The organism is Pseudomonas sp. B21-048, from assembly GCF_024748615.1.
Taxonomy (GTDB): Bacteria; Pseudomonadota; Gammaproteobacteria; order Pseudomonadales; family Pseudomonadaceae; genus Aquipseudomonas.
The window spans coordinates 2,902,809-2,926,057 of record NZ_CP087168.1 but is presented as its reverse complement, the minus strand read 5'-3'; the positions used below and the strand labels follow the sequence as shown (position 1 = coordinate 2,926,057).

Here is a 23,249-nt window from a genome sequence, read left to right as displayed (position 1 = left end):
GGGTCATGCTGCCACCTGCTGCTGTTCCTGGCGCAAAGCTGTCTGCACCGCTTCGACGACTCGGCGCAGGTATGTGAACTTGTGATTTTCCTCTTTGGCGTGGTCACCGACGGGGTAGTGCCACTCTTCGCCGAACAACTCGGTGAGCAGCTCGCTTTGATGCCAGCACTCGTTGGTGGATTCGATGTTGCGAAGTTCGTCGACTCGATTGAACAGGCGGCGCGCGTCTTCCGCATCGAGGCTGCCTTCCTCCCAATCTGACTTGTTGCGGCCGCGCCGCCGTTCAAGGATGCACTTGCGGGCCAATGCCTCGAGCGCATCACCGGTGAACTGTGTATCGCTGATCCCTCTGTCCAGGCAGTTCAAAACATAGTGCCAGTCGCAGTCGGCAACGAACTCAGCAACAGTGCGCGGCCCCATGCCACCCCAGTAAGCGTTCCAGCTGTTGTCCCAGCAGTTGATGGTGATCTTGCCCTGAGCAGTCTGGTAGTTCGGGTTGGATTCGGTAGGACAGTCACGACGACCGAAGTCCTCGAGGAACACGGTGATCGGGTCAAGTCGCGGGGCGCCGGTGATAACCAGCTTCGTGACGGTGGACCGCTCAACCTTCAGCGGCTCAGCGATTACGTTTTGAGTGGTCATGCAATCTCCTTCGGCGTGTAGGTCAGCGTGCCATCGAGGATCGCTGCTTTGATGGCTTCGAACTCCCAGGCGTAATACTGCGATTCGACGTAGACGCGCATCTCGCCGTAGTCGTGCTTTTTCCGGCGGATGAATGCCTCGGCGGCGTCCTTGGTGAAGTGGCTGTTCACGATCTCCCAGCGCTTGTTCCAGCCGGTGACGGTGTGGCTATCGCACTCGGCGAGGTATTCCCACTGATCGTCCTCATCCAGATCCATGAATGCGCACTCGCGGTCGGCCATCAAGGCTTCGTCGATTTCTGCGCGCTCCTCGTCGTCCAGGTCGTCCCAGTAGTCCTTCGGGCTGAACCACGACCGATCTTCCAGGCAAACAACCCGCCCTTCGGCGTAGTCAATCTCGAAGCCGTAATCGATACGCTTGGTTTGCACGGTGAACAGCGCCGCTGCGGTGTGGTGCCACTTAACGCCGGCGCCGTTGCAGTGATAGCGGAGGCGCTGGACAAAGTCGGCCCAGGTCGCGGCGTCGAGGTTGTGGCCGGTCGCCAGGCTCGGTGCCGGTTCAGCGATTTTGTTTTCTGTGGGCATGGGAGGTCCTTGCGGTCTATGCTCGGCCGCTAATCAATAAGGAGTGTTAATGTCTGATCAAAAGGCAGTTTTGGAGATGATTTTGACTGCAGAAGTACTCGCATTAGCTGCCGCGCTAAAAGCCGAGAAACTCGCAAAATCGAATGTGATGGGGTATGACGGGATAAGCGATGCTGTAAGGCTCATAAAGAACAAGCGGGCCTCAATCCTTGAGGAACTCTCTCGTCCGTAGTTTCACGCAGCTACTGCTTGGTGTTCCGCTATTCGCCATGGGTCATTGGCCCTTGCCAGTGCAGCCATAGGCGGTGGGCTGACGCTGTTCCCGCACATGTGGACTTGCTGAGTCTTGGTGAACGGTTTGCCGTCGGCTCCGTGGCTGATGATGTAGTCGGCGGGGAAGCCTTGAGCCTTGTACAGCTCGGCCGGTTGCAGCATCCGCAGGCAGATGTCGACGATCACGTACGGCGTGCCCTTGATGGTGACGGTGACCAGGCCGAGTCGATCCTTGGTAGTGATCGTTGGCGCTGGTGCGTCGGCGGCGCTCATGTTCTCGGTGCCGTAGTAGCTGATCAGGAATGCCGCGACGCGCAGTGCATCGGCTTCAACCTCTGGCGAAAGCTGGAACTCAACCAATGAGCTCTTTCCGCCACCGCCTGCCGTGATGGTTGGTGCAGGCTCATCCACCGCCTGGCCAACGCTGGCGCCGAACTGACGCTCCATGAATGCGGTGACCAGTCCATGGTGGGTGCCGCCGGCGCTGATGGTGTGCAGTGGATCGGCAGTGTCCCGCGCATCGCAGTTGCCGCGCAGGTGCACCAGGTTGGCTGTCACCAACTGCTGCTGGCTGCCGGTGTTGGTCACCGTCGTCATCGGGTCTTCGATACTCTTGGCGTCGGTGGTGTTGAAGCCACCATTCATCTGGGCCATGAACACCGTCGAGATTCCCATTGCGTGGGCAGCACCGGCCGGGCGCTGGTAGTTGCCACCGCTGGTGATGGTCGGCAATGGTTCATCGAGCGCCTTGCTCTCATCAGCAAATCGGAACTTCACCAAGTGCGCCGCGGCGATCGCGCGATGGTTCTGGGTCATCAGGGTCCCGGCCGGCTGATCGATTGCGACCGGCTTGCCTGAGTATTCAGGTCCACCGGCACCGACCAGCACCGGGCTGATCAACGTCAGTTCGCCGCGGTTGGCGCATGTCACCGTCGGCAGCGGTGCGTGTGGGTCATTGATGCGGTCGCTGCCCTGGTGCGTTGCTGGCGCGATGATCGGGCTGGCCATGGCGAACGAGCCGCCGCGTGGCCAAGATGTCACTGTGCGTAGAGGGTCGTGCGCTGACTGAACACTTTCACCGGACCAGTTCGCGATCGGCACGATAAACGGGTCAGCGGAATCGATGACGAATTTCTTCATGCCCTTAGCGATTCGCCGTAGGGTGGCTGGTGCCAGTGGCTTTGGCCGGTCGAAGATGCTTTTGCTCGGGATGGTCCAGTCTATGCACTCGGCGGCGGTGCGCCACTTCTGCTGTCCCTTCACCGGGTGTTTGGCATGGGTTGGCGCCGGCCAGACAATCGGTTCGCCGTCGCACCGGGCGATCATGAACAGGCGTTCGCGGCTGGTCGGTGCGCCGAAGTCGCAGGCCTTAATGACACGCCACTCGACGACATAGCCCAGGTGCTGCAGCTCGGCGACAAAGGTCGCCCATGTCTGGCCGCGCCGCTTCGGGTCAGGCACCAGGAACTGCTGGTGGACCGGGACGACTTCGCCCGGCTCGGCAATGGAGCCGCCCAGCTTCATTACGCGGCCAGTTGCCTTGCAGCGCTTAGCAATCAGCGGCCCCCACTGGAGGATCTGTTTCACGTTCTCCAGGCTGATGACGCGGGGCTTCTTCTTGCCGGCCCACTTCAGGCCGATCCACGACAAGTTGCGAATCTCACGCTTGCGTGGCTGGCCGCCGGCGGCCTGACTGTGATGCGTGCAGTCCGGAGACATGTGGAACCAGCCCACGGCCTTGCCGCCGCACTCTGTGTCCGGATCGCCCTCGAACACGTCGGTGGTGTAGTGCACGGCACCCGGGTGATTGACGGTGTGCATGCTGATCGCTTGAGGGCTGTGGTTCTTCGCGATATTCACTGCGCGGCCAAGGCCCATCTCCAGCCCGGTACCGGCGCCGCCGCCACCACAGAAGAAGTCGACAACGATCTCATCGTCCTGAGTGCTGAATCCGAGTCCGTATTGAGTTTTGAAATCGGTTATTCTTAAGTCGTGGCGGTTCATACATTCAACTCTCTTCGGACTGAATATGGAAAATTTTGAAGGCGCTCTGGCGAGGTCAAACCGTTTGATCAACAGTTCGTTGATAATTGGGATTTCGTTGTTAGGTGTTGTATTTGTGGTTAGCGTTGGCTTGTATTTGAAAACATTTAATGGCGCCTTATCGTCGCAATCTGGTGACTGGTCAGCGTTAGGTTCTTTTTTTGGAGGGGTATTTGGTCCGGCTATTTCGATTGTCACCCTCATAGCCCTGCTGAAAACTTTGAAGCTTCAACATCACACCTTGATGTCGCAAAAGGCGGACTCTGAGAGTGTCATTTCTTTGCAGAAAAAATCGTATGATGCTCAAGCTGAACAGCTTTTACTCGCTAAGGCAGAATTGAATAGCGCTAAAATTGCTGATTTCAAAAATTCAATTATTCGAGTTTTCGAACAGCGAATCACTTATTTTCAACACTCCCAAGCTGATGCCCTAAACAGGATGAGTGCTCTTAGTGCACTAGGTGAAACGCCTGAGATCATAGGGGCAATGAAAAAGATAGCGGAATCCACAGTTCTATATAAAAACGAATTAGAAAAACTTTTGAAGTGTTCCTTGAAATTGTCTTTTGAGGAGTTTAATTCTATACAAGAAGTAAAAATTTACATTGCCTCATTACATGCCGACGACATGCCAGATTAACGCAGATATATCGGTTCAACCCTGCCGAGGCATATATCATTAATCGTCAATTCGTAGAAACTCTTCACGTTTGGCAAAGCTTTCAAGCTGTCGCGACCACTTTTCAGAAATATCAATTTTGGGTCGCGACATGCTAGCGAAGCGTACGGACTCAACGGCGGGCGCCGCAGCCAAGTTCAGGATGAGGGTCGACACCGTCTCCTGCCATTCCTCAAAGTAATGGCGCTCGCCGAGCACCTGAAGTGCATCAGCGAGCGCTTTCGACACAATCAGCGTGCGTTTCTCGGCGCCGATCCTGTCCAGCAAGGCTTTCTCCTTGGCGCGCTTGTCCTTCTGAATATCCGCGTTGCTCTTGGCCATGGCCTGCCTCTTCAATTCCGTGGGCCGGTATATCCAGCCATGTCTGTCGTTTGCGTTGCTGGATGCGGAGTCGTCTCAAGTCAGTTTCCCGCCTTGCGCAAGTTCGATGCTGTGTCGCGCGGCGATCTGCTCGACCTGCGGTGTCGTCAGCTTTTCGCCCAGGGCGCGCAGCTTGTTGCGTACCTCGATCGGCGTTCGCCGGGCCGTGCCGAACTCGGTGACGATGGAGGCAGCGCCGCGAATCATCTTCGCCAGTTCGCCTTCCTTCTGGATGAACTCGCGGCTCCCATCTTTGCGGCGAGTGATGGCCGAGTTCCACATGCTGATCGGCTTGGGCTGGGTTTCGCTGAGCCCGCACTGGCGTACCAGACCGCCAGATGCAAGGAAGGCCGCAGTTGCGGCCTCGATGGGTGCCTGGCGTTCGTAGCCAAGCGGGATGAGTGTGTCCATGTCAGGCACCGTTCAGATGATGGAGGGGCGCGAAGGGGATGTCGTCGTCAAAGCTGTCGAAGTCCGGCCCGTTTGTGCCTTGTTGATTTTGTGCTGGACGGGCCGCGGCCTGCTGCCGGGATTGCTGCGGCCTGGCCTGCTGTGCCGGTTGACTGGCCGCTTGAGGGGGAGAGCCCACGAACTTGATCACGATAACCTTGCCTGTCAGCTTGAAGCCTTCACCGCCACCAGTTTTGGCGTAGGTTTCGATATGGGCGTCGTCCATGGTGAAGTGGACCTGTTGCCCTTTGAGCAGGTAAGGCGCCATGGCCTGGGCCTGCTTACCCCAAAGAGTGGCGTCAACCCATTGGGTCGGGCGCTTGCCGTCGACCTTGCGACCGTAGTCGCAGGCCAGTGCCAGATTGATCACGGCGTCACCGCCGGGGGTGTAGCGCAGTTCAGCGTCACGGCCAATGCGGCCGACGTCGGTAAGTGTTGGCATGGGGTTTCCTTAAGCGGCGATGCCGAGCACGCGATTCATGCGCTCGTCGAGGATTTCGTAGAAGGTTTTGACCCGCTCGCTCATCTTGCGAATCATCACTTCGTCGCGGTAGGCGCGCTTCACGAACAGCTTCATGCCTGGCCAGTAGCTGACGAAGTCGATCCACTCGCGATCCGATACCCACAAGCCACCCTGGCACTGCGCAACGTGTTCCTTCGGGATCTCGCCGGAGAGGATCACTTCGACCTGAAACTTCGGCAGTTTGGTTTTGATCTCGCAGAGCCCGTCTTCGCCGATCAGTGAGTCTGGCGAGTAGCCGATCCCATGGTTCAGGATGATCCCGACCTGGTTGGTTATGACGTCCACCTGAGATTGATACAGGCCACGAGCCACGCCTTCGTACTCATGACCGCGTTCGGTATGCCGGTTGCCTTGGAACGGGTCGGCAGCCTCGCCGGTGATGCGCTCACCGATCAGCGTGTTCATGTAAGTGAATGCGCCGGCGCCGAAACCGGCTTCGCCTTTGCCGTTTACCAGCAGGCTATCCAGCTCCGAGCAGGTGACGATGCCCAGGCGAAGATCCAACCATTCTTGAGTGCCTTGCTCCACATTACTGATGATTCGCATCGTCTTTCCCCTCGGTGGTTTTGCTGTTTTGAGTTGCTGACTTGGTGAGCATTGCGAGCACCTGGTCGAACACCGCTTTTTCGACAGCGGTCGGTGTGCCGTGGATTCCGGCAAATGCGGCTTTCGCTTTGTCGCTGCACTTTTCCAGCAGCATGGCGATCTGCGCAGCCTGGGCGGACGTGACTCGGGGCGTTACTTGCGCGCCCGGCCCGTTACCGTCGTCGTCTTCACCGGTCGTGGTGATATTCAGCAGCAGGCCCGCGGTGTACCGCTTGCCGTAACTGACGCTGGAGGCGACTGCCTGCACGCCGTTCTTGCTGCCGGATGCATCGACTGGCAAAACGATCGATGTCACTTCGCGATGCCCGGCGCGGTGGCTCAGCACGCCTTCGACCTCGATGCCTCGCTCGTTGCGTGGCGTACGGAAGGTGATGGCAAAGCCATACTTGGCCATTACCGGTTTGATCATCTCGTTGACGTCTTCCCAGAGTGCGTAGGTGCTCTGGATGCGGCCGCTTTTGTCCTTGATGCCGCCGCGCTCGCCGATCACGGGCATTTCTTCCTGTAACTGGGCCAAGGCGTCGTCGTACTGCTGTTTTGCCTGCTGCGCCTGGAAACGTTCGTGCATCGCCATCAGGCGTTCCATCTTGTCGATGTCAGCGTCCGGCGACATCGCCACCTGCTGGATGATCGACATGATCGTCGCGGACTCGGTTTGCACGGCCGGCAAAAGCTCGGCCTTGTCTGTCACTGCAAGATTGCTCATGGCGACCTCAGTACTGGATGGAAATGGCGGGGATTTTGCGTTGCGCGATCAGGGTGATTGCCTGCTTCGCGCATTCCTCGGTCATGCCGCCGATTACGAACGCTTCAAGCGCTTTCCGGTTGATGGCCTTCTTGTGCTCGATATCAGCTTCGCGCAAAGCGGCTTGGCGAATGTTCTCGTCGGCGGCATCGTTCTGGCGCTTGATCTCGGCGAGGCGGGCGTCTTCGGCGGCCTGTATTGCACGCTGTTCGGTAGCAACGCGAGCCTGCTCGGCGCGCTGTTCCGCCGCCAGACGGCTGGCTTCGGCCTGTTCGGCAGCCAGTTGTGCCTGTTCGGCTTGAAGCTTGAGCTGGCGACGCTGAAGTTCGGCTGCTGCTTCAGCGTCTGCAGCGGCCTTCTCAGCTGCGCGCTTGGCGTTGGCTGCGCTGTCGATCAACTCCTGCTCACGGCGGGCGGCGGCTTCTCGTTCTGCCTGGGCACGTTGCTCGGCTTCACGCAGCGCTCGCTCTTCAGCTTCCCGGGCAATTCGGGCCTCACGCTCTTGCTGTTCGCGCAGTTCATCTTCAGCGCGGCGGCGGGCAAGCGCTGCCTGATCGGCTTCGTATTGCCGGCGGGCGGTGAGGGCGGCGCGCAAGATGACAAGGGCTTTATCCTTGCCGCGCGCGGCTTCCGCCTCAAACTCTTCCCATCCTTCGCCCAAGGCGATTGCCTCAAGCTGTGCGACTCGATCAGCTAGGTCTTCGGCGGTGATTCCGTCCAGGTCGATGGCCGTCAGCCTGATTTTCTCGATCGCTGAGTTGTGCCTGTCGATCCGTGCGTCCTCGGCAGCCTGCCACTCGTTCAGAGGCCGGCGCACTTCTTCCTGCCAGGCCTCCAAAGTGTCCCGAACGCGCTTGCGCTCGGCGTCGATCTTTTTCGGCACTTCCTTCAGATCAGCTACCAGCTTCTTGCCGACATCATCCAGCGCCGTCTTGGAGCGGGCGACCTTGTACGCCATGGAGGCGATCGCATCACGACCCTTGCGGGTGCTGATGTCCGGCGTGAAGCCGTCGATCTCGGTCCGGATCTGCTGCAACCAAGGCTCAAGGCCTTTCTCAGCAGTGAAGACGGCGAGGGCGGTTTCTTGCGGCGGCGCAACGGCCAATTCAGTAGTAGCGGACACGGGGAATCCTTGCCGCGATGCACGCAGCGATGAAGTTGTGGGCTATTGAGTTATGCGGTCAGCGAGAGCGCTAAGTAGCATCAGGAAGGCAAAAACGGTGAGGGCGATGGCTGAGCCGCGCCAGAACCAGAAGCGCTTGGCGCGCTGGTAGGAGGTCATTGCCTCACCCGCACCGCGATCCGGCCGCCCTTCATGGTCGCCGCCAAACGGCACGGCAAGCTGGCGACCAAGGATTCGCGGGGCTTGCCAATCACCTCGTTAAAGGGAAGACCGAAACCCAGCAAGATCAGCTTCGATTCGATCTCGTCGAGCTGCTCGTCGATGAGCGTTTTAACCAGTGCAGTACTCATGACAACTCCTTGCGCTGCCGGCAGTGTTTAAGCAGGCGCTTGCAGTAGTGGCTGAACTCTTCGAGGGTGATCAGTTGATCGGTCATCAGGTTGGTGATGATCTGCTGGACCAGAAGGCTGTTGCTAGGAGGGCTGTCTGGATGCTCAAGGCTATCCAGCGCCTCATCGATCAAGATGTACGGGCTCACGACTCGTCATCCTCGGCATCGGCGATTAGTCCGTCATGGGCATATGGCTCAAGCAACGCCTCGGCGATCTCGAAAATCTTGCCGCTGACGTGGTTGCTCTGGCCGAGCAAGTTCTCGGCAAAGGTTTTGACGCTACCGCCGGCGTACGCAGCTGCTACCAGCTGCGCAAACCAGTCTCCGTCATCGGCGCCGTCGATCTGCCGCTGCACCAGGTGCTCCTGAATCTTGGCAATGAACTGCGCTTGAGTTACCCCCTGCCAATGCCCGTGACGGCGCAGGAACAGAACGTCACAACCCAACACCAGCTGCTCGGCGTTGTTCTCGATCCAGCGGGTCGCGGCCTCCTGATAACTCGAATCGTCTTCAGGCTCCGCGTTGTCGTGGCGAAGCTGGCATTTGAGTAGTGCGTTCACGGTCGCCTCCAGAGTGGCGGGGTGTTGATCCAACAAAACTCGGCTGCACTCATCCGTTCCGCTGGTTGCCGTTGGGCGCGGAGGGGGAGTGCATTCGGGTTGTGTCGGGGAGGAATGAAGAGAGCAGGCGCTCTGGTAGAATTACGCTCCACGAGAATCAGTTTTGAGAACCGCACTTTCGGAGAGCAAAGGTTGGGAGCCATATGGAATTGTGTGAAAAAGATCTTTGCCTTCCTGAGGACAATTCCGGGGAAGCTTTTCGAGCTGCTGTTAGCAATTACCGGAATTCCATGGCTATCAAATCGTTCAAGTAAGTGGTTCGCCCGTAAAAGAAAATTCCTACTTGCGGCACTATGCGCAAATCTCCTGTATTTGGGCGTTATGGGGCTCTCAATATGGGGCATAACTGCGCACTGGGATGACTGGGAGCGGCTTCAGTTCGTAAGCGCATTTCTGTCTCTCGCTTACTTGCTTTTGCAATATTCTGATGCGGTGCACAAGTCGTACAAAGGCTACTTGGCACCGGAGGCAGCCAAAGAATCGCCTGTTGATGAAGGGGCAAATCTGCCATAGAGGAATCCAGGCCCGCTACTGGCGACGGCCTAGGTTTGCAGCATCAAATTGTCGACTGCGCTGGAGTGGCCTACCGGAGTTCCGGCCGATGCGCGGTGACATCGACGGCCTACTGTCCGCTGCCTGGATAGGTGTTGGGCGCAGCCTTCAGGCTTGCCGCGCCACGCAAGTGAATCGTTCGGCTACTTCATGGCGGTAGCTCCTATTGCTCGCTCACTGGGCAGGCAGTGGCCACCTATCGAAGCAGCATTGGAATGTCGGTCCACACCATTTTCTGCAATCGACGTCCGGGTATTCGCCACAATCCGATTGCTCTGGAGATGCTTTTTTCATGACCCGCCGACATTCCGATGCGGCCTCTTTCGAGGTGATCAGGCAGTGCTCGTCATGCTGACGTGACGCTGGCTTTTCTGGTAGTAATTGGTCCCGGATGTTTAGCCACGCCGGGCCGTGGTAGTCTCGCGGTCCCTACGACTGCGAGAACAACCTATGACAAAGTATTTTCATATTGCTCCCAACATGCTTGGAGAAGGAACTGTTGTACTGCCAGGAAATTTCGGTCGAAACTTGAAGGCTTACTCAGTTGGTCCGAGAGGTCCGGAAGGTCATTTTCTTAACTTGGCCAGAGAGCTGATTTTCGAGAGTGTCAGAAATCAATACCACCCTGAAAAAGTGTCTCGATTTGAGGCGTGCTTCCTTTTCGAAAGTTATGAGGATGTCCGGAGGTTTGGGCATTACATCTATACGTCTGGCGTTATTTATGAGGCATCGATCGTCAATCAGGACGCGAAGATTCATCGGGGTGATTTTTCTATGTTTCAAGATCACACCCTTCAACAACAGATATCTTTCATAGAGTTGCATGAGGGGCAGGCCAAGGACTATTGGGCCAATCCCCCTCAGGTGCGCATAGGGGCGAATGGAGCTTGGGGTGTTGCAGCGGAAATCTTGACCGACAGCCCGATACGCCTGGAGCGCCAGATAGGATTTGTTAACGATCCGGTTCTTTGAGGTTAGGATCAATATGTTGATGGTAGCGCCAATCTCGACTTGGAACGGCCGGACCACTATCGAAGTTTCTTATAGATGCACCTGGTGAGACTTTTTTAGAGCCTCCATAGTCGGCTGTTGCTCCCTGCTGTTCTGCAGGTCCCACCACCATTTCTTTTCCAGATTTCATATCTATATCCCTCGGTTGTCATCCCAAGCAGCCCTCGCGAGAAGGCTGCTCAGTGATGCTTTCCGCCGTGACCCGCTACTGGCGTCGGTCACCGGCCTGTCTCAAATTGTTCTTCCAGCCGCGGGCCTTTCGGCTTGTTCTCCCGCTGAATAACTGTTCTTGGCGTTTTACGCTGCACGCCCGGGTCAGTTGCCAACCCTCTGAACCGTTGAGGCCGGTTCATCGCTGCCTTTAAATCTGGGCCGGTGGTGATCCGGCAAGGTGAAGCTGTATCGCTAAAGAACGGCGCGGCTTTCGCTGCTGGGCTGGTATTGCTTGATGGCTTGAACATAATTTAGCTCTGAGCTAAACATTGCGTCAATAGCTTTATGCTAAAAATTTAGCTTGCGCATATTTTGTTTAGCTCTTTGTTGTCGTAGGGGTAAGGGGAGGCGGAATTTCAGGCACAAAAAAGCCCGCTCATTGGCGGGCTGCGGGCATACATTTTCGGTAGGAGGTGTCTTGCCTCTTACTACTTTCTTTTTTGGAACGGGGGGTCTACTGGCATAGGCGGCGCCACGACTTGGGCCTGAGCCTTCAAGGCATCTTTAGCCATGGTCATTCCGAAATCAACAGCCTTATTCACAATGAAGCCGCCAACCACTACTAAGAGAGCCACTATCGCACCCGCTGCGTATATGGTCCTCTCGATTTTCACTAGGGATTTGGCAGCCTCATCGCTTTTTTTCTCAGCTGCATCTGCCTGCTTGACCAGTGTTTCTACGGCATGCGTCAGGCTGACAATATTGAGGTCGAGGCGGTTGATCGCCTGCATAGTCCATGTGGGCTCAGAGGGCGGTGGCGTCGAGATGATGGGTGAAGGGGTTACCTGCCCGTCGTTTCTATTTTCCATGACTACACCGAATGGGTTTGAACCCACTCCCAGACATTAGAGTTGGCTCGACCGTAGTAGCTCCCCACTGATACGACAATGCACGGAGGGACGCTGGATTCCCCTCCCGGTGTGATTGTCAGAAGATCGCTAAGCTCCACACTGGTCCCCCTGAAGCTCACAAAGAACTCCCCTCGAGGTAGCTCGAGGAATTTTATGGTATCAGCGCCAGCTTGAGTTTCAATGCTAGCTTTGACGCCTTCAGTAAAAGGGGTGGATGGGATTACCAAAAAAATAGCCATAAAATCCTAGAGAGACGAATATTTTTTACTTCTGAACATTATGAGTTGGGGAGGGGCAGGTCAAGGCATTACACGATTGAGTTGTATTCGGTATAGCTCACGACAGCAGAAATACCTGATTCAATCGTATCGACCAACTCGGCAACATATAGAGTGGAAACGCTTACTGATATTTTTCTCGAGCAATCCTTCCTGCTCTCACCTCGTCAGCATAGTCGGCCAGCCGATCCTCGATATCCTGGTAGCTCGACGCGATCCTCAGCAGCTCTTTGGCTTCGTCTTCGCGCCCTGCCTCTGAGAGTCGCACGGCTGCCTGCATCAGATCGACGCCGGACCACTTGAGAAGAGCGGCAGCCTTTTTCAGGTCACGCCGGAGCTGCTGATTTGGTTTGGTGAGGGGCATGAGACACCTTCTAGTGTGCTGACTGCCATTCGCCCGACTCGCACTCGTATCTGTCGAACGCTTCCTTGAGTGCGGCTATATCCAGCGGCGACTCAGGAGTTATTGATCCAGGTTCCGATGGCGCAATGCCGTCAGCCTCCATCAGCTGAATAAGCTTTCTGCCACGGCTAAGGTCTACACCCAAATGCCGAGCAACAAAAGCTGCAGTAAGGTGATTGCCTGTGAGCGCTGCTATCACAGCTCTGCCGTACATCGGATCAGCCGCGTAGCTTTCTTGATCCAGATAGTTCTCCAGCCATCCAGCGAAGCGGCACTCGGTGAGTAATACATCAATCTCGGAAATCGTTTTATCTGCGCTTGCCAATGCTTCCGCTCGTGCCTCTTCGTAATCCTGGATCTGCGCAGACTCCGCTGTGATCAAATGGCTTGTCGACAGGCCTGTGCCTGGTAGCCCGACGGTAACCTTTGTTCCTTTCTTGCCGACGTTAACGCTCAGTCCTGATGGGCCAAAAGAAAAGCTGAAGCCGGACTTGCTGATGTTCAGCCAAACCCAGGGAAGTATCTGGATCCGCTTCTGAAATCTTATTCCCATTGCTCAATCCCTAAGCTGATTTCGTTATCGTGCGTACATACCCCACCAAAACACATGTCCAAGAATGCTGATCTGCTCATCCTGGATGTCCTGGAACGTGTAGTCCTCATCCGGGTGTTCTTCGCGGTTAAAGCTGCGCAGGCGAACACCTGACGGGAGTCTGTAGAGCTGCTTTACGCGCAGCTGTCCATTGTGAATTAACGCGTACAGGTCGCCATCGGTGACATCGGAGATCGAGGTGATGCCGGTGTTGATTCCCACCGTAGCCCCATCTCTCAGTATCGGAAGCATGCTGTTGCCACGAATGGTCACGCATTTTGCATTTGAGAACTGGACGCCGTTCTGTCGAAGGCTTCGCTTTCCGAACCGCAGGAACGAATTGGAGCTTACCTCTATGACGAAGCGGCCAGAGCCGGCGGCGAGCTCGACCTCTCTAAGGAAGGGGACGGATACCTCATCGTCATCAATAGGCGTGGAATCGTCCCAGAGCTGAATATCCTTCAGATCGGCGTGCTGAGACTCAGGCATCGACTCTGCAACCAGCGACATATCTCTGACGTTATCCAGGTAGCCCTTCGGCAGGTCTTCGGCCGCCTCAATTCTGCGCGCGAGCTCATCCCCCAAGTTCCTGACCGGGTTTTTGGAGAGTATCTGGCTCAACACCGAAGACGATGTTCCCCATTTCTCCGCACATTCTTTTCGCTTTCTGTTGCCTGCAAGGGCTTCCAGGTTGCGCTTTCTGATCGCGTAGATATCCATGCGCTAATGATTGCAGCTCTTAGCTAAATGATAAATATTCTCCGAGCTAAACTCATGCTTGCTAAATAATTTAGCTAGAGGCTAAACTCTGTGCGAGACAAACGGAGAATACCCATGACCACCCAAATGCAAGAGTGGCTCAAGAAGGCGACCGCACCGGAGCGCGATCGAGTTGCGGCAGCGGCAGGCACCAGCGTCGGCTACCTCTATCAAATTGCGGGCGGTCATCGGAAGCCTTCCCTGGAACTTTCGAAAAAGCTTCAAGCCGCAACAAGTGGAGATCTGACTATGTCTGGCCTGCGGCCCGATCTGTACGAGCTTCTCACCGAATCAAAACCCCAAGTAGCCGCCTGACAGCCAGCACCGTCGCTAACCCGTTGAAGCGAGATTAGAAGAGAGCAGTCCCCATGGAAACGTCCAGTCCAAGACACAGCGCCCAAACCCGTGACCAGGTTCTGGTCGCGCACGCGGCAAACCAGATCGCCCGTACCAGCCTGAGTCAGGACGATTTCGCCCAGGCACTGAGTCGCGAATTGCACTTGGCGTGCCCGGAAAAGGCCACGGCCAAAGAGGTGCCGGACTTCGGCGCGCTGACTGAGCAAAACGATGTTGGTGAGTTCGTGAAAGCGACCGGTCGCTGGCTTAAGCGTGTTCAGCGCTGGCTTTCTGGCGATCAAGACATGCCGTCCTGGCTGGAAGAGTCGTGGGTGAACGCACTCGAACCTGAGTTTCGCGACCACTGCATCAACGAACTGGCCGGACGCCACGGATTGATCGGCGCCCGACAGATGATCAGCGACCAATGCGCAAACAAAAGCTTCGGCGCGCTGATCCGTGCTTTGGGTGATGTGATCGACACCGGCAGTGACGTCTTTGACGACCAGGTGATGTGCGAAGAGGACTTGCCGCATCTGCCGGCGTTCGCCACGCAATGCCGCCAGGTTGAAGCGCGGGCAGGGGAGCTCGGCCGGAAGGCAGAAGCACTGCTCGACAAACACCGACCAAAACTAAAAATCGCCTGAATCCCGGGCACAAAAAAGCCGGGATTGCGCCCCGGCTGATTCATTACCACTCGATGAGGCCGATTATGCAGAGCCAACCCAATTCAAGCAATACCCCGAACCATGTCGCGACACGTTTTGTTAATTCGGAAAACGTGTCGCGGACCACGATGTCTTCCCGCGAGATCGCCAATGTCACCGGCAAGCGTCACGCCAACGTGAAGCGCGACATCGCAGCGATGCTGAAAGAGCTGAAATTAGATGTACTCAGTTTTGAGCACATCTATCTGGATGGTCAAAACCGCGAGCAGGTCCAGTATCTGCTCGACCGCGAGCACACCGACTGCCTGCTCACCGGCTACAGCGCCCCAATGCGCATGAAGGTGATTCGCCGCTGGCGAGAGCTGGAACAGCAGCAGGGCGCCCGCGAGCAGGTCATGCTCAATGGCACCAAGGTCGTCGGCGAGATCGCCATCATGGAGTGCTTCACGCGCCTGCTGAAGCCCGCCCCATCTTGCCAGATGGCCATGCTCACCAAGATCGCCCAGAACAACGGCCTGGACCCGAAGTTTCTCCCGGGCTACGCCGTAGACGCTGCACCGGATGCTGCTGACGGTTCCTCGATGCCCACCAAGTCAGCCACTGCCTTGTTGAAAGACAACGGCATCCGTGTGGCGCCGGCGGCATTCAACCGCGCCTTGGCCGCAAAGGGCTTCCTCAAGCAGCTACAACGCAAGAACTCCAAGCAGGAAATGGTCGATTTCTGGTCGGTGACTGAGCAGGGCCTTCGTTTCGGCAAGAATTTGACCAATCCTCAGTCACCCCGCGAGACGCAGCCTCACTGGTACGTCGATCGTTTCCTCGAACTGGCCAAACTGGTCGGGAAGGCCTGACATGCAATACACCGTCACGATCAATCAGGTGAAAGCGCTGGAGTGGGGGCTGAATTCTCAGCAGGCCCTGCTGTTTGCCTTCGTCTACGAGAGCCCGAGCTGGGCCAATCCAATCAAGACGGGCACCGGGATTTACTTCGCTCTGAGCAAGAGCAAAATCGTTGAAGAACTGCCGCTGCTCACTGACAAGCCGGACACCGCTTACCGACTACTGAAGGCCCTGCGTGATGCCGGTCTGATTGAGCTTTCCAGCACATCGAGCATCACGCTGATCCGCCTGACTGAAAAGGCGAAAGAGTGGAACCGCAAACTGGATGGGTCGGAAAAATATCCGACCTCTGATGCTATTGATGGTCGGAAAAAAATCCGATCTACCTCGGATAAATCTCCGAGCAAAGTCGGAAAAAAATCCGATGCAGGGTCGGAAAAATCTCCGACAAATCAGGGTACCAATAATCAGGTTACCAATCAGGTAACCAGTAATCAGGATTTGCAGGACGGCTCGGACAAGCCGAACCGGTCCGGCGGATTGGTCTTGGTCGTTGACCGCATCGAAGCACCGCGGGTTGAGATCCCCGCCGACATGCCAGGCCCCAAAGACCAGACCTGCAAGACCTTCAAAACCTGGGCGAACTACGCCATGTCCTACCGCAAGCGCTACAAGGCATGGCCAGTTTGGAATGCCAAGGTGGGAGGGCAGGTCGGTTTACTGATCGGCCGCCTCGGCATAGAGGTGGCTCACAGCGTCGCGGCGTACTACCTCGGCATCAACGACGCCCAGTTGATCCGCAAGTGCCACAGTTTCAACGAACTGCTGGCCAACGCTGAGAGCTACCACACCCAATGGGTCACCCAGACCCAAATCAACGGCCGCACCGCCCGCCAGCAAGAAGACACCCAGGCCAACATCAACGCCGCGCAGGAAGCTGCCCGGAACATCCGCGAAGGGGGTAAGCGAAATGCTTTCTTACGACCAACTCGCTGATCTTTCTGCCGCCCTCTGCGCAACGGCTGAAACCGCCGGCCAGACCCTGAGCGCTTCGGCTGCCGAGCTGATGGCTGAGGACCTTGCTGAATATCCGATGGACGTGATCACCAATGCCCTCTGGGCTTGCCGTCGCGGGTTGACCGGCAAGCTCACCCTGAAAGCCATCCTCGATCTGGTTCAGGCTGCCGATGGCCGCCCGGGCAAGGATGAGGCCTGGGCCATTGCCCTGACTTCGAACGATGAGTTCGAGACGGTGGTGATAACCGATGAAATCCAACTGGCGTTGGGTGCTGCAAAACCTGTCTTCGACGCCGGCGACAAGATCGGCGCGCGCATGGCGTTCAACAGCGCTTATGAGCGACTAGTCAGCCAGGCTCGCGAAGACCGCAAGGTGGTCAACTGGCACGTATCTGTGGGGTTCGACGCCAATCGCAGAGTTGAGGCGATCGCTAAGGCCGTGCAAATGCAGCGGATTCCCCACGAACACGGCCAGAAGTACTTGGCCGATATGCGAGTGGTTCCGGTCACCGAAGACGGCCGCGCGTTGGCGGGCCTGATTACTGGTGAAGTGACCCGGCCAACATCGGCAGTGCGTGAAAAGCTCCAAGGCGTGAAGACTTCCATGTTGGAAATGCGAGCGGCCTCCGCAGAAAGGAAGGAGGAAATACGGATTGAAGCAGCCAATGAGTTGGTAGATCGCCGGGCTCTGCTACTGAAGCAGATCGAGGTACTGGAGTCGGAGAGGGCATCCCATGGCTGAGCTCGCATTGATTCGCACCGCCCAGGGTTTGGTACCGGCCACCGAAGCTGACCGTGAAACTGTCCAGAAGTGGAAGGCTGGTCAGATCATTCACGGTAAATTCACCCGCATGCGCAATGGCAAGTTCCACGGCAAGTTCTTCTCGATGCTCGATCTGGCTTGGGAGTACTGGGAGCCGGTCGGTGGGTTGATTCCACGTCAGGAGATGCGTGGCATTCAGGGACTGGCCAAGTTCTTCGAGGCGCAAAGCGGAAAGCCGGGGCAGCTCTCGCACGCGGTTGCGGCTTACATCACCGGTCTTGAGCTGGCTCGTGCTGAGCGTTTCCCGGCGGTGGACAAGAGTCGGGAAGCCTTTCGTGAGTGGGTGACGATCGAGGCCGGCCATTTCCACCTGGTGCACACGCCTGAGGGAATCCGCAAAGAGGCCAAGTCGATTAGTTGGGCAAACATGGATGACACCGCTTTCGAGCCACTTTACCGCGACGTCTTCAACGCCTGCTGGCGGTTGGTGCTGTCCGCACACTTTGAGAATGAAGCTGACGCGCTTTCTGCCGCCGATCAGTTGGGGAGTTACGCATGAGCAATCAATTAAAGCAGGGCGACCTGGCGCTGACCTTGCTCGCGGGTGTGGTGATTCCTGCGATGGCGGAGGTTGAGATCGACGTCTTCCTAAAGCTGGGCGAGAGGGCCGTAGACCCATCAGGCAAGGTTTTTACTGCCCCTTTCGACGGGTGGTCGATTTGGCGGGATGGTGTTGGCTGTGAGTTCTTTAAGCCTGAACACTTGATGCCCCTGCGCGGCGACTTCTCCCATGAGCAGCAGAAATCCAAGGCGGTGTGGATATGAGCCTGCCCGCCAAACAACCTCGACCGAAGAAGTGCAAGAACCCAGCATGCGGCATCAGCTTCCCGCCTCAGCGCCTCGGTCAAGCCGTGTGCAGTCCCAAGTGCGGTCTGGCCATCAAGGAAGTGAACCAGGAAAAGGCCCGCAAGTCGCTGGCCCAGATCGAGCGCAAAGAGATCAAGGTCCGCAAGGAGAAGCTGAAGAGCCGGGCCGACCACCTCAAGGACACGCAGCAGGCCTTCAACGCCTGGGTGCGTGAGCGCGACGCTGGGAATCCATGCATCTCATGCGGAACGACAGCAAACGTCCAGTTCTGCGCCGGTCACTATCGAACAGTTGGTTCATGCCCAGAGCTTCGATTCGAGCCGCTGAACGTACATCTCCAATGCAACAAGAACTGCAACTTGGAGAAGTCCGGGAACATCGTTTCCTATCGTCCGCGCCTGCTGGAGAAGATCGGACCTGAAAGGCTCGATTGGCTCGAAGGCCCGCACGAGCCGAAGAAGTACACCATCGAAGAACTGAAGGCGATGACCGCCGACTACCGGGCAAAGACAAGAGAGCTGAAGGGGAGAGGGGCATGACATATCGCAACGTGGTATCCGCAGTAGTTCGGGCGCTCGCCGCCGAAACCATCACCTCTGCCGGCGGCTGCGACTTTGAGCCAAAGGTACAGTGCGCCAAGCAGAAGGGGGAGATCGTCGGCAAGGAGGCTGCGTTCCTCACTGACTGCTGGGTGTTCGGTCGGCTGCACAAGTCGCTGTCGGCGGCGCATTGGCGCGCGTTGGTGGCGAAGTACTCAACGCATGACGAGCGCAAGCATGGGGCGATCCTTGAGCTGATCAAGACGGCGCAGTCTCCAGCACCGCAACGCTTCCGGGAATGTGCAGTGCTGACCTGGGCAATCCCGCAAGTGGCTGGTACAGAGGGCAAGCGGTCCGCCGCGGTCCTGCCTGCTGCCTGGTACGACATCACCAACTGGGACAACGACGGCAAGCCGGAATCGACTCGGTACAGGTGGCGATCGAACATCCGCAAGGCACTGGATGACCAGGTGAACGAAGCGCTTACTGCTGCTCAGGAGCTGCTCGATACAGAGGGTCTGATCGAAAGTTGCGCGGCGTAGCAAATAGCCATTGCATCGAGTGAGAAAGTGAGAGAGTATTCCCCCATCCTGTCGATCTTTCGCGTTAGGGATCGACAAAACTTCTCCCTGGAGCAGCGGCATCCGTTGTTGTGGCTGGAGTCGTAGCCGGCACCGTAGGATTCATGGCATTGGTAGCTGTAAACATGCTGTATCTCAAGGTGCAAGAGCCGACCGTAGCGGCCTCGACTACGAAGGAGGATAACGAGATGGTGAAAAAAACTGACATGGCGTTCCTTAACACAATTCACGCTGTCGGTGCCGGTCTCGTCTCCAGCCTCATCATTGCCGGTCTGATTCGAGCCTAACGGCTCACAGAGCCCCGCCTAGTGCGGGGTTTCTTTTAAACCCGCCCTGTGCGGGTTTTTTGTTGCCTCGATTTTACCTGTAGCCAGGAAGGCCCTCGGGAACGCCTGGACGTCGATAGCCGGATAGTGCGACGTACGGAATCAACACCGGCAGCCCGTGCACTCTGACCTCACATTGCTTCCGGGGTGGCGCGAGACTGGATCAGCGAGATCGATGCAAAGGGACGTCGACATTGAGAAGGCCTTTGGCAGACTGCTCGGAAAGACGAGCGCATCTATTCAGAGCCTCTGCACTTGCAGGGGCTTTTTCGTTGAGGAGCATTCGATGCAAATCCACAGCTATGTGCCCAGGGGCTTACAGAGCTAGCTACAGTTCAACTCCTGCACGCTGGGTGATACAGTTGGCGTAAAGGACATGGATAGGTGGGCTTCGATTGTGGAATCGCTAAAGGCTTTAAATGTAAACTATCAGGAGCTTTTGCCAAGGGCGGATAGATTGAGGTCTGCCGTTGTGGCAGAGCTCAATGAACTCTTCATTAAGGCCGATGTAGCTCTGGGCTTTCCTATTGAAAGTCGGGTTAAACAGTGGAGTTCAATATCCGAGAAACTTGTTCGTAAAAGTATCGATTTGACATCGGTAATCGATCTTTCTGATTTAGTGGGTGTTCGGGTTGTTCTGCTTTTTCGGAAGGACTTAGAGCGCGTTAAAGATATTATTTCAAAAAACTTCGATTTAATTTCATCTGAAGATACAGGTGACCGGCTCGGGGATTCTGAATTTGGTTATCAATCTCATCATTACTCTGTAAAGGTACCCCAGAGCTGGCTTTCCGTGCCCACTTTGGCTGGGCTAGGGGAGTTTACGATGGAGTTTCAGGTTAGGACGCTGGCGCAGCATATATGGGCGGCAGCATCACATAAGCTGCAATATAAACAAGAAGCTGGTGTGCCGCCGCCTATTCGCCGATCAATTAACAGGGTTTCAGCATTACTTGAAACTGTGGATCTGGAGCTTCAGCGGGTTTTAGAAGAGAGGGGAAGTTATACTGATGATATGTTGGCTCAATCTCGTCATGGTGCAAGTCTCGATGAGCCTTTGAATGTGGATAACCTGGCTGTGATTTTGGGTGATGTATTTCCATCGAAAAATAAAGCTGAGTTCGAAGATTATTCAGATCTTTTAGATGATATAAATCAATTGGGTGTTGCCGGCTCTTTGCAAGTCCGTGAAATCTTTGATAAACATTATGGAGATGTCATGAAGAAAGAACATTTCTACGTAAGTTCGCGAGGGAAAGGACAAGTGGGGAGCCATCGACCAGGAGTTTATTTTCGGCACGTTGGAATGGGGCGGCAAGCCCTTAGGCTAGAGTTTGGAGATGATGTTATGTCAGAGTTATTTGAGAAAAAGCGGAACAGTTAGACCCAAATTCTCACTTTAGCTGACCGGCTAATCGATTCTTCCCCATCATGTCATTATTACGCACGTTGAATTAATCGCTGCGCAAGAATGTTAGATCTTTCGCGATCCAAGCCTCGGCATCCGCTGGGGCTTTTTCGTTTTCGGCTTCTCGCACCCCATCGCTTCGAGCTGGGCGTACTGCTGGAGCCGATTCAAGTTCGCAGGTGATTACCTGCCAACCGACCACCACTCCCTGACGGGGAGGAACCGAGATGCCAAACATGCCAGACAAACCAGACACCTGGGCGATTGCGCTTGCGTGGTTGAGCCAGCATTCACCAGTCCTATATGCGGCTGCATTGTCTTGCGCAATGGCTGTCCTGCGAATCACCTACGGCGGCGGAACACGGCGCCAGATGATTGTGGAAGGCGCGATCTGCGGTGGTCTGACCCTCACCATCATCAGTGGTCTGGACTTCTTCGGCCTCCCGCAGAGCATGGCGACCTTTGCCGGTGGCTGGGTTGGCTTCCTGGGCGTTGAGAAGATCCGCGCAATTGCTGATCGGGTGACTGACTTCAAGCTGCCCAGCCGCAAGCCAGAGTAAATCGCGACACGTTTCGCGAATCAGCAAATTGTGTCGCGACATTGGAGAGGTGCATGAGCAACGTCACCCGCTTGCGCCAGGCTCTACCAATGAGCCCAGACATCAATAAGGCCGTAGCCGATCTGGATAGAGCCATTGCCAAGGCGGTAGGTGCCGCCAAGGTTGCCGGCCTGCCTCAGGGCTTGGTCGTATCTCTCTTGCACGGGCACGCCCAGGTGCAGACCAACATCATGGTGAGCTGAATGGCTGCAGAGATACACGACCTGGCCGACCAAAGGCCTCACCTAGTGATCGTGGCTGATGACGGTGTCCATGTAGTGCCTCATGCGTTGGTGCGGGAAGTGATAGTGGGCGACAAGTCCTCAAGCATCCTGACCGAGCCTGTACTGCGTCGAATCATTGAAGAGTGGACGGAGCGAGTGACGGCATGAGCATGAAGATCGTTGAGTTCAAGCGTGAAGGCTGGCGAGACGCCGTCAGCACGCTGCGCAAGATCGCCGATGACCTTGAGTCGGGTGAGCGGGGAACCTGCTCGGTCGGTGTGATCGGCATGCGCACAGAGAGCGGTCGCATTGACGTGTTCGGGTTTGGTCCGAAGGCCGATGACATGCAGTCGCTTGCTCTGTTTCGCTTGGGTGAGCAAAAGCTGATCGAAATTATTCTGGAGGACGCGGAAAGGTAGGTGTGCCGCAGGAGAGTGCGGCACGGGGGGGAATTTAAACTTTCAGTGCTTCCTGAATTTTGTCGGCGTAAATTGAAAGGCTTCTCATCTCCGACTCAAGGTTAACCCCGGAGTTTGACGCAACATATGCGTTGATGGTTTCAAGAGCGGCTGCAACAGCGAATGCTCGTTTATCATTCGCACCAAAGCCGGGATTGGCGGAGTTGTTCATTGCTGCGTGGATTGTTGCGGACATATAGCTTTCCTTGCTTATGAGATGAACCTTACCAATACCGGAAGCGAACCATTATTTCAAGAGCCAGGTGATTCATGGATAGACCAATGCCGCCTGAGTCGCTGCTTGAACTGTCCAACCTCTCCGACTTCGGTATTCGCCTCACTCCAGCCCCTGAGGTGTGGGAGTGGCTGAGTACCGAGATCCTCGCCGACACCGGCAGCATTCACAACGAAGACCATGCCCATCTGATCGACGCTGACATCCGAGTGATGTGGGCATCGGCCGCATTCAGCAAGAAGGGTCGCACGGTCGTAGGTCAGGCCGAGCAAGTGGCGTTCCGTGCAGGTGGCTGGCAGAAGGCTCGGATGGAGCAGCAGATGATGGATTGGTTCGGCGATGTGCCGGCCTACATCATCACGCTGGCAGCTGATTACTGCTCACAGTGCACCGATGCAGACTTCTGCGCGCTGGTAGAGCATGAGCTGTACCACATCGCTCAGGCCAAAGATCAGTACGGCGCTCCCAAGTTCACACAGGAAGGATTGCCCAAGCTTGAGATGCGCGGCCACGACGTCGAAGAGTTCGTCGGTGTGGTTCGCCGCTATGGGGCGAGCCCTGATGTGCAAGAGCTGGTGGATGCTGCAAACAAACCTGCTGAGGTAGGGAAAATGAACATATCGAGGGCCTGCGGAACCTGTCTGCTCAAGTCGGCCTGATTCTGGACAGGCATTGGACGGATGAGAATTT

Annotated in this window: 38 protein-coding genes; 19 read left to right on the top strand and 19 right to left on the bottom strand. The window is 56.3% G+C overall.

The genetic code is table 11. From position 1 onward, the window contains the following. Window positions 1-3: 3 nt before the first annotated feature. On the bottom strand, window positions 4-642 hold the full coding sequence (locus tag LOY56_RS13845; protein WP_258614794.1) for a hypothetical protein: 639 nt from the start codon (window positions 640-642) through the stop codon (window positions 4-6). Then, window positions 639-1,226, bottom strand: coding sequence for a hypothetical protein (locus tag LOY56_RS13840; protein WP_258614793.1), 588 nt, complete (start codon window positions 1,224-1,226; stop codon window positions 639-641). The genes LOY56_RS13845 and LOY56_RS13840 overlap by 4 nt, the downstream gene beginning before the upstream one ends. Before the next feature lie 49 nt (window positions 1,227-1,275). Between LOY56_RS13840 and LOY56_RS13835 the strand changes: the two genes are divergently transcribed. Further along, on the top strand, window positions 1,276-1,458 hold the full coding sequence (locus LOY56_RS13835; RefSeq protein ID WP_258614792.1) for a hypothetical protein: 183 nt from the start codon (window positions 1,276-1,278) through the stop codon (window positions 1,456-1,458). Between the two features lie 2 nt (window positions 1,459-1,460). On the opposite strand, the gene LOY56_RS13830 is transcribed toward LOY56_RS13835, so the two are convergent. Next, a complete protein-coding gene (locus LOY56_RS13830) occupies window positions 1,461-3,503 on the bottom strand; it encodes a DNA cytosine methyltransferase (protein ID WP_258614791.1) in 2,043 nt (680 codons plus the stop codon). Window positions 3,504-3,528: 25 nt separating this feature from the next. On the opposite strand from LOY56_RS13830, the gene LOY56_RS13825 reads away from it, so the two are divergent. Further along, entirely contained in the window at window positions 3,529-4,182 is a 654-nt protein-coding gene (locus LOY56_RS13825; protein ID WP_258614790.1) for a hypothetical protein, read from the top strand. Window positions 4,183-4,221: 39 nt separating this feature from the next. Here LOY56_RS13825 and LOY56_RS13820 read toward each other — a convergent pair whose 3' ends face one another. The 9 genes from LOY56_RS13820 to LOY56_RS13780 all read right to left on the bottom strand — a co-directional run bounded on the left by LOY56_RS13820 (window position 4,222) and on the right by LOY56_RS13780 (window position 8,979). Beyond that, entirely contained in the window at window positions 4,222-4,542 is a 321-nt protein-coding gene (locus LOY56_RS13820) for a hypothetical protein (protein ID WP_258614788.1), read from the bottom strand. A gap of 75 nt (window positions 4,543-4,617) precedes the next feature. After that, window positions 4,618-4,992 (bottom strand): hypothetical protein, encoded by a 375-nt coding sequence (locus LOY56_RS13815; RefSeq protein ID WP_258614787.1) that lies wholly within the window; start codon window positions 4,990-4,992, stop codon window positions 4,618-4,620. A 1-nt stretch (window position 4,993) separates the two neighbouring features. Then, window positions 4,994-5,473, bottom strand: a complete 480-nt coding sequence (gene ssb, locus LOY56_RS13810; protein ID WP_258614786.1) for a single-stranded DNA-binding protein — start codon at window positions 5,471-5,473, stop codon at window positions 4,994-4,996. A gap of 9 nt (window positions 5,474-5,482) precedes the next feature. Further along, complete coding sequence (locus LOY56_RS13805) at window positions 5,483-6,100, bottom strand: lambda exonuclease family protein (RefSeq protein WP_258614785.1); 618 nt, start codon at window positions 6,098-6,100, stop codon at window positions 5,483-5,485. Then, window positions 6,084-6,866 carry an ERF family protein gene (locus LOY56_RS13800; RefSeq protein ID WP_258614784.1) on the bottom strand — a complete coding sequence of 261 codons (783 nt, stop codon included), beginning with the start codon at window positions 6,864-6,866 and terminating at the stop codon, window positions 6,084-6,086. The genes LOY56_RS13805 and LOY56_RS13800 overlap by 17 nt, the downstream gene beginning before the upstream one ends. Window positions 6,867-6,873: 7 nt before the next feature. Beyond that, window positions 6,874-8,028, bottom strand: a complete 1,155-nt coding sequence (locus tag LOY56_RS13795; RefSeq protein WP_258614783.1) for a hypothetical protein — start codon at window positions 8,026-8,028, stop codon at window positions 6,874-6,876. Window positions 8,029-8,183: 155 nt separating this feature from the next. Then, window positions 8,184-8,378, bottom strand: coding sequence for a hypothetical protein (locus LOY56_RS13790; RefSeq protein WP_258614782.1), 195 nt, complete (start codon window positions 8,376-8,378; stop codon window positions 8,184-8,186). After that, window positions 8,375-8,566, bottom strand: a complete 192-nt coding sequence (locus LOY56_RS13785) for a hypothetical protein (protein ID WP_258614781.1) — start codon at window positions 8,564-8,566, stop codon at window positions 8,375-8,377. The genes LOY56_RS13790 and LOY56_RS13785 overlap by 4 nt, the downstream gene beginning before the upstream one ends. Next, window positions 8,563-8,979, bottom strand: a complete 417-nt coding sequence (locus LOY56_RS13780; RefSeq protein ID WP_258614780.1) for a hypothetical protein — start codon at window positions 8,977-8,979, stop codon at window positions 8,563-8,565. The genes LOY56_RS13785 and LOY56_RS13780 overlap by 4 nt, the downstream gene beginning before the upstream one ends. Window positions 8,980-9,192: 213 nt before the next feature. Here LOY56_RS13780 and LOY56_RS13775 point away from each other — a divergent pair, with 213 nt between their 5' ends. Further along, the gene (locus LOY56_RS13775; RefSeq protein WP_258614779.1) at window positions 9,193-9,552 is read left to right on the top strand and encodes a hypothetical protein; all 360 of its coding nucleotides are present in this window, start codon (window positions 9,193-9,195) and stop codon (window positions 9,550-9,552) included. A gap of 489 nt (window positions 9,553-10,041) precedes the next feature. After that, on the top strand, window positions 10,042-10,563 hold the full coding sequence (locus LOY56_RS13770) for a DUF2441 domain-containing protein (protein WP_258614778.1): 522 nt from the start codon (window positions 10,042-10,044) through the stop codon (window positions 10,561-10,563). Here LOY56_RS13770 and LOY56_RS13765 read toward each other — a convergent pair. The 6 genes from LOY56_RS13765 to LOY56_RS13740 form a co-directional block, all read right to left on the bottom strand. Then, window positions 10,544-10,732, bottom strand: a complete 189-nt coding sequence (locus tag LOY56_RS13765; RefSeq protein WP_258614777.1) for a hypothetical protein — start codon at window positions 10,730-10,732, stop codon at window positions 10,544-10,546. The genes LOY56_RS13770 and LOY56_RS13765 overlap by 20 nt on opposite strands. A gap of 88 nt (window positions 10,733-10,820) precedes the next feature. Then, entirely contained in the window at window positions 10,821-11,063 is a 243-nt protein-coding gene (locus tag LOY56_RS13760; RefSeq protein ID WP_258614776.1) for a hypothetical protein, read from the bottom strand. Between the two features lie 180 nt (window positions 11,064-11,243). After that, window positions 11,244-11,624 carry a hypothetical protein gene (locus tag LOY56_RS13755; protein ID WP_258614775.1) on the bottom strand — a complete coding sequence of 127 codons (381 nt, stop codon included), beginning with the start codon at window positions 11,622-11,624 and terminating at the stop codon, window positions 11,244-11,246. A 444-nt stretch (window positions 11,625-12,068) separates the two neighbouring features. Then, complete coding sequence (locus tag LOY56_RS13750) at window positions 12,069-12,308, bottom strand: hypothetical protein (RefSeq protein WP_258614770.1); 240 nt, start codon at window positions 12,306-12,308, stop codon at window positions 12,069-12,071. Window positions 12,309-12,318: 10 nt separating this feature from the next. After that, window positions 12,319-12,900, bottom strand: a complete 582-nt coding sequence (locus LOY56_RS13745; RefSeq protein ID WP_258614769.1) for a DUF4236 domain-containing protein — start codon at window positions 12,898-12,900, stop codon at window positions 12,319-12,321. Window positions 12,901-12,924: 24 nt separating this feature from the next. Then, window positions 12,925-13,659 carry a S24 family peptidase gene (locus LOY56_RS13740; RefSeq protein WP_258614768.1) on the bottom strand — a complete coding sequence of 245 codons (735 nt, stop codon included), beginning with the start codon at window positions 13,657-13,659 and terminating at the stop codon, window positions 12,925-12,927. A 114-nt stretch (window positions 13,660-13,773) separates the two neighbouring features. Between LOY56_RS13740 and LOY56_RS13735 the strand changes: the two genes are divergently transcribed. From LOY56_RS13735 to LOY56_RS13670, 14 genes are all read left to right on the top strand, one after another. Next, window positions 13,774-14,013 carry a hypothetical protein gene (locus tag LOY56_RS13735; protein ID WP_258614766.1) on the top strand — a complete coding sequence of 80 codons (240 nt, stop codon included), beginning with the start codon at window positions 13,774-13,776 and terminating at the stop codon, window positions 14,011-14,013. Between the two features lie 53 nt (window positions 14,014-14,066). Next, window positions 14,067-14,681 (top strand): hypothetical protein, encoded by a 615-nt coding sequence (locus tag LOY56_RS13730; protein WP_258614765.1) that lies wholly within the window; start codon window positions 14,067-14,069, stop codon window positions 14,679-14,681. A gap of 149 nt (window positions 14,682-14,830) precedes the next feature. After that, complete coding sequence (locus LOY56_RS13725; RefSeq protein WP_408980384.1) at window positions 14,831-15,553, top strand: Rha family transcriptional regulator; 723 nt, start codon at window positions 14,831-14,833, stop codon at window positions 15,551-15,553. A 1-nt stretch (window position 15,554) separates the two neighbouring features. Then, window positions 15,555-16,538: a phage replication protein gene (locus tag LOY56_RS13720; RefSeq protein ID WP_258614761.1), complete on the top strand. Its 984-nt coding sequence runs from the start codon at window positions 15,555-15,557 to the stop codon at window positions 16,536-16,538. Then, the gene (locus LOY56_RS13715) at window positions 16,513-17,301 is read left to right on the top strand and encodes a hypothetical protein (protein ID WP_258614759.1); all 789 of its coding nucleotides are present in this window, start codon (window positions 16,513-16,515) and stop codon (window positions 17,299-17,301) included. The genes LOY56_RS13720 and LOY56_RS13715 overlap by 26 nt, the downstream gene beginning before the upstream one ends. Continuing rightward, window positions 17,294-17,881: a DUF1367 family protein gene (locus tag LOY56_RS13710; RefSeq protein WP_258614755.1), complete on the top strand. Its 588-nt coding sequence runs from the start codon at window positions 17,294-17,296 to the stop codon at window positions 17,879-17,881. Before LOY56_RS13715 ends, LOY56_RS13710 begins: the two co-directional genes overlap by 8 nt. Further along, window positions 17,878-18,147: a hypothetical protein gene (locus LOY56_RS13705; RefSeq protein WP_258614754.1), complete on the top strand. Its 270-nt coding sequence runs from the start codon at window positions 17,878-17,880 to the stop codon at window positions 18,145-18,147. The genes LOY56_RS13710 and LOY56_RS13705 overlap by 4 nt, the downstream gene beginning before the upstream one ends. After that, the gene (locus LOY56_RS13700) at window positions 18,144-18,728 is read left to right on the top strand and encodes a recombination protein NinG (protein ID WP_258614753.1); all 585 of its coding nucleotides are present in this window, start codon (window positions 18,144-18,146) and stop codon (window positions 18,726-18,728) included. The genes LOY56_RS13705 and LOY56_RS13700 overlap by 4 nt, the downstream gene beginning before the upstream one ends. Next, window positions 18,725-19,270, top strand: coding sequence for a hypothetical protein (locus LOY56_RS13695; protein ID WP_258614752.1), 546 nt, complete (start codon window positions 18,725-18,727; stop codon window positions 19,268-19,270). Before LOY56_RS13700 ends, LOY56_RS13695 begins: the two co-directional genes overlap by 4 nt. Window positions 19,271-20,107: 837 nt before the next feature. Further along, entirely contained in the window at window positions 20,108-21,019 is a 912-nt protein-coding gene (locus LOY56_RS13690; protein WP_258614751.1) for a GTP pyrophosphokinase family protein, read from the top strand. Between the two features lie 251 nt (window positions 21,020-21,270). Then, the gene (locus LOY56_RS13685; protein WP_258614750.1) at window positions 21,271-21,603 is read left to right on the top strand and encodes a phage holin, lambda family; all 333 of its coding nucleotides are present in this window, start codon (window positions 21,271-21,273) and stop codon (window positions 21,601-21,603) included. A gap of 53 nt (window positions 21,604-21,656) precedes the next feature. Then, window positions 21,657-21,845, top strand: coding sequence for a hypothetical protein (locus LOY56_RS13680; protein WP_258614749.1), 189 nt, complete (start codon window positions 21,657-21,659; stop codon window positions 21,843-21,845). Then, a complete protein-coding gene (locus tag LOY56_RS13675; protein WP_258614748.1) occupies window positions 21,846-22,034 on the top strand; it encodes a hypothetical protein in 189 nt (62 codons plus the stop codon). Beyond that, a complete protein-coding gene (locus LOY56_RS13670) occupies window positions 22,031-22,285 on the top strand; it encodes a hypothetical protein (RefSeq protein WP_258614747.1) in 255 nt (84 codons plus the stop codon). Before LOY56_RS13675 ends, LOY56_RS13670 begins: the two co-directional genes overlap by 4 nt. A 34-nt stretch (window positions 22,286-22,319) precedes the next feature. Here the strand turns inward: LOY56_RS13670 and LOY56_RS13665 are convergent, their stop codons facing one another. Further along, on the bottom strand, window positions 22,320-22,520 hold the full coding sequence (locus LOY56_RS13665) for a hypothetical protein (RefSeq protein ID WP_258614746.1): 201 nt from the start codon (window positions 22,518-22,520) through the stop codon (window positions 22,320-22,322). A 74-nt stretch (window positions 22,521-22,594) separates the two neighbouring features. Here LOY56_RS13665 and LOY56_RS13660 point away from each other — a divergent pair, with 74 nt between their 5' ends. Beyond that, on the top strand, window positions 22,595-23,218 hold the full coding sequence (locus LOY56_RS13660) for a putative metallopeptidase (RefSeq protein WP_258614745.1): 624 nt from the start codon (window positions 22,595-22,597) through the stop codon (window positions 23,216-23,218). The last annotated feature ends 31 nt before the right edge of the window (window positions 23,219-23,249 follow it).

Excerpts from the sequence above, each read along its gene's own strand:
- LOY56_RS13845 (WP_258614794.1), bottom strand. The coding sequence starts at position 642 with ATGACCACTCAAAACGTAATCGCTGAGCCGCTGAAGGTTGAGCGGTCC.
- LOY56_RS13840 (WP_258614793.1), bottom strand. The coding sequence starts at position 1,226 with ATGCCCACAGAAAACAAAATCGCTGAACCGGCACCGAGCCTGGCGACC.
- LOY56_RS13835 (WP_258614792.1), top strand. The coding sequence starts at position 1,276 with ATGTCTGATCAAAAGGCAGTTTTGGAGATGATTTTGACTGCAGAAGTA.
- LOY56_RS13830 (WP_258614791.1), bottom strand. The coding sequence starts at position 3,503 with ATGAACCGCCACGACTTAAGAATAACCGATTTCAAAACTCAATACGGA.
- LOY56_RS13825 (WP_258614790.1), top strand. The coding sequence starts at position 3,529 with ATGGAAAATTTTGAAGGCGCTCTGGCGAGGTCAAACCGTTTGATCAAC.
- LOY56_RS13820 (WP_258614788.1), bottom strand. The coding sequence starts at position 4,542 with ATGGCCAAGAGCAACGCGGATATTCAGAAGGACAAGCGCGCCAAGGAG.
- LOY56_RS13815 (WP_258614787.1), bottom strand. The coding sequence starts at position 4,992 with ATGGACACACTCATCCCGCTTGGCTACGAACGCCAGGCACCCATCGAG.
- ssb (WP_258614786.1), bottom strand. The coding sequence starts at position 5,473 with ATGCCAACACTTACCGACGTCGGCCGCATTGGCCGTGACGCTGAACTG.
- LOY56_RS13805 (WP_258614785.1), bottom strand. The coding sequence starts at position 6,100 with ATGCGAATCATCAGTAATGTGGAGCAAGGCACTCAAGAATGGTTGGAT.
- LOY56_RS13800 (WP_258614784.1), bottom strand. The coding sequence starts at position 6,866 with ATGAGCAATCTTGCAGTGACAGACAAGGCCGAGCTTTTGCCGGCCGTG.
- LOY56_RS13790 (WP_258614782.1), bottom strand. The coding sequence starts at position 8,378 with ATGAGTACTGCACTGGTTAAAACGCTCATCGACGAGCAGCTCGACGAG.
- LOY56_RS13770 (WP_258614778.1), top strand. The coding sequence starts at position 10,042 with ATGACAAAGTATTTTCATATTGCTCCCAACATGCTTGGAGAAGGAACT.
- LOY56_RS13765 (WP_258614777.1), bottom strand. The coding sequence starts at position 10,732 with ATGAAATCTGGAAAAGAAATGGTGGTGGGACCTGCAGAACAGCAGGGA.
- LOY56_RS13760 (WP_258614776.1), bottom strand. The coding sequence starts at position 11,063 with ATGTTCAAGCCATCAAGCAATACCAGCCCAGCAGCGAAAGCCGCGCCG.
- LOY56_RS13755 (WP_258614775.1), bottom strand. The coding sequence starts at position 11,624 with ATGGAAAATAGAAACGACGGGCAGGTAACCCCTTCACCCATCATCTCG.
- LOY56_RS13750 (WP_258614770.1), bottom strand. The coding sequence starts at position 12,308 with ATGCCCCTCACCAAACCAAATCAGCAGCTCCGGCGTGACCTGAAAAAG.
- LOY56_RS13745 (WP_258614769.1), bottom strand. The coding sequence starts at position 12,900 with ATGGGAATAAGATTTCAGAAGCGGATCCAGATACTTCCCTGGGTTTGG.
- LOY56_RS13740 (WP_258614768.1), bottom strand. The coding sequence starts at position 13,659 with ATGGATATCTACGCGATCAGAAAGCGCAACCTGGAAGCCCTTGCAGGC.
- LOY56_RS13735 (WP_258614766.1), top strand. The coding sequence starts at position 13,774 with ATGACCACCCAAATGCAAGAGTGGCTCAAGAAGGCGACCGCACCGGAG.
- LOY56_RS13730 (WP_258614765.1), top strand. The coding sequence starts at position 14,067 with ATGGAAACGTCCAGTCCAAGACACAGCGCCCAAACCCGTGACCAGGTT.
- LOY56_RS13725 (WP_408980384.1), top strand. The coding sequence starts at position 14,831 with ATGTCTTCCCGCGAGATCGCCAATGTCACCGGCAAGCGTCACGCCAAC.
- LOY56_RS13720 (WP_258614761.1), top strand. The coding sequence starts at position 15,555 with ATGCAATACACCGTCACGATCAATCAGGTGAAAGCGCTGGAGTGGGGG.
- LOY56_RS13715 (WP_258614759.1), top strand. The coding sequence starts at position 16,513 with ATGCTTTCTTACGACCAACTCGCTGATCTTTCTGCCGCCCTCTGCGCA.
- LOY56_RS13710 (WP_258614755.1), top strand. The coding sequence starts at position 17,294 with ATGGCTGAGCTCGCATTGATTCGCACCGCCCAGGGTTTGGTACCGGCC.
- LOY56_RS13705 (WP_258614754.1), top strand. The coding sequence starts at position 17,878 with ATGAGCAATCAATTAAAGCAGGGCGACCTGGCGCTGACCTTGCTCGCG.
- LOY56_RS13700 (WP_258614753.1), top strand. The coding sequence starts at position 18,144 with ATGAGCCTGCCCGCCAAACAACCTCGACCGAAGAAGTGCAAGAACCCA.
- LOY56_RS13695 (WP_258614752.1), top strand. The coding sequence starts at position 18,725 with ATGACATATCGCAACGTGGTATCCGCAGTAGTTCGGGCGCTCGCCGCC.
- LOY56_RS13685 (WP_258614750.1), top strand. The coding sequence starts at position 21,271 with ATGCCAAACATGCCAGACAAACCAGACACCTGGGCGATTGCGCTTGCG.
- LOY56_RS13680 (WP_258614749.1), top strand. The coding sequence starts at position 21,657 with ATGAGCAACGTCACCCGCTTGCGCCAGGCTCTACCAATGAGCCCAGAC.
- LOY56_RS13675 (WP_258614748.1), top strand. The coding sequence starts at position 21,846 with ATGGCTGCAGAGATACACGACCTGGCCGACCAAAGGCCTCACCTAGTG.
- LOY56_RS13670 (WP_258614747.1), top strand. The coding sequence starts at position 22,031 with ATGAGCATGAAGATCGTTGAGTTCAAGCGTGAAGGCTGGCGAGACGCC.
- LOY56_RS13665 (WP_258614746.1), bottom strand. The coding sequence starts at position 22,520 with ATGTCCGCAACAATCCACGCAGCAATGAACAACTCCGCCAATCCCGGC.
- LOY56_RS13660 (WP_258614745.1), top strand. The coding sequence starts at position 22,595 with ATGGATAGACCAATGCCGCCTGAGTCGCTGCTTGAACTGTCCAACCTC.